The organism is Thiorhodococcus mannitoliphagus (genome assembly GCF_010915725.1).
GTDB lineage: Bacteria > Pseudomonadota > Gammaproteobacteria > Chromatiales > Chromatiaceae > Thiorhodococcus > Thiorhodococcus mannitoliphagus.
Genome location: NZ_JAAIJR010000332.1, coordinates 1 through 1,298 on the forward strand (window position 1 = coordinate 1; position 1,298 = coordinate 1,298).

General features: G+C 59.2%; 1 protein-coding gene. It reads right to left on the minus strand.

The window, feature by feature from the left end; genetic code table 11:
• Nucleotides 1-36: 36 nt before the first annotated feature.
• Entirely contained in the window at nt 37-762 is a 726-nt protein-coding gene (locus G3480_RS26675; RefSeq protein WP_164657214.1) for a reverse transcriptase domain-containing protein, read from the minus strand.
• Nucleotides 763-1,298: the final 536 nt, after the last annotated feature.

A 1,298-nucleotide genomic window follows, 5' to 3' on the forward strand; every position in this document is an offset into this window, starting at 1 on the left:
ATGCTTCGCGCCTACTTCAAGGCCGGGCGCTGGAATTTACTGAAAACTATGGCAAATGCATCCTTCATACCCGCCTCTACATGACACGGAAAATTGGGAATGCGCCCTGTCCGGGTGGTGACGTTCGAGCCAATGATCCAGGGCGTAGTGTAGGAACAGATTGGCGAGGATGAGCGACAGCGGTCCGCCTTGCGGGACGCCTTTCGTGCGCACCTTCACCGCTCCGTCCGGCCCCTGGATCGGGGCCGTGAGCCAGCGCTCCACATGGAGCAACACCCAGCGTTCATCGCAATGATGATGCAGTGCTTTGAGCAACAGGGGATGATCGATTTCATCGAACAGCGCGCGGATGTCGTACTCCAGAACCCAATCGAACTGCCAGCAACGCTGGCGAGTGACGGCGAGCGCCTCATGCGCCGATTGGCCTGGCCGATAGCCGTAGGAGTCCGAGTGAAACACGGGCTCCAAGAGCGGCTCCAACACCATGGCGGCCGCCGTCTGGGCGATACGATCACCCACTGTGGGTACCCCTAACATCCGCATTCCGCCGGTTTTCTTCGGAATCGGCACCGCTTTCACAGGCGGCGGGAAGTAGCTTCCGGACGAGAGCCGATTCCAGATCCGATACAGATGGCTGTTGCGGTCTTCATCGAAGGCGTCGATTGAGACCGCATCAATCCCCGCCGATCCTTGGTTGGCCTTCACGCGCTGGTACGCTTCCCAGACCAGGCGTTTGGGAATCACAAACGGTTTTGTTGTCATCCGGGGTTCATCCTCCGCCAGGAGTTGACCCAGGTTGCAACTGGAACAACCCGCCCCCTTTGCTCGGCATCCATTACAGACACGTCAACGCTCCTACGGGGCGGTCCGTCCTCGGACCATGCATCGGTACTCTGTGCCTCGCTTTTCGTCGCTTGGCAGGCTCCCTTGGCATCATGGCCCGAGTTCCCGCAGTTCCACCGAAGCGCCTGAATCGAGTTCGCGCCCTCTCTATGCCGGACACCGCCCACCCAGTACACAGGCTCCCGATGGGCTTGTCCCAGAGATAGTTGTGGTCTCTGGTTTTGATGTCTGCTGTTCAGTTTCGACACCTCAACGAGGGTTCGTGGTCACTCGCCTTCTCGATTCATACCTGACGCACCACCTGGATGCGCCTTCTCCCCCGACGCTCACGACGGCGGATGTCAAGACAGTTGTCGCATTTTTCATGCGGTGTTTGCTGTGGCTTTGGCCTCCGTTTTCAGAGGTTTCCCGGGATTGAGCAAGACGGTGGTGTCGGGCTCCCAGTTGCGCGTGTT

Excerpts from the sequence above, each read along its gene's own strand:
- G3480_RS26675 (WP_164657214.1), bottom strand. The coding sequence starts at position 762 with ATGACAACAAAACCGTTTGTGATTCCCAAACGCCTGGTCTGGGAAGCG.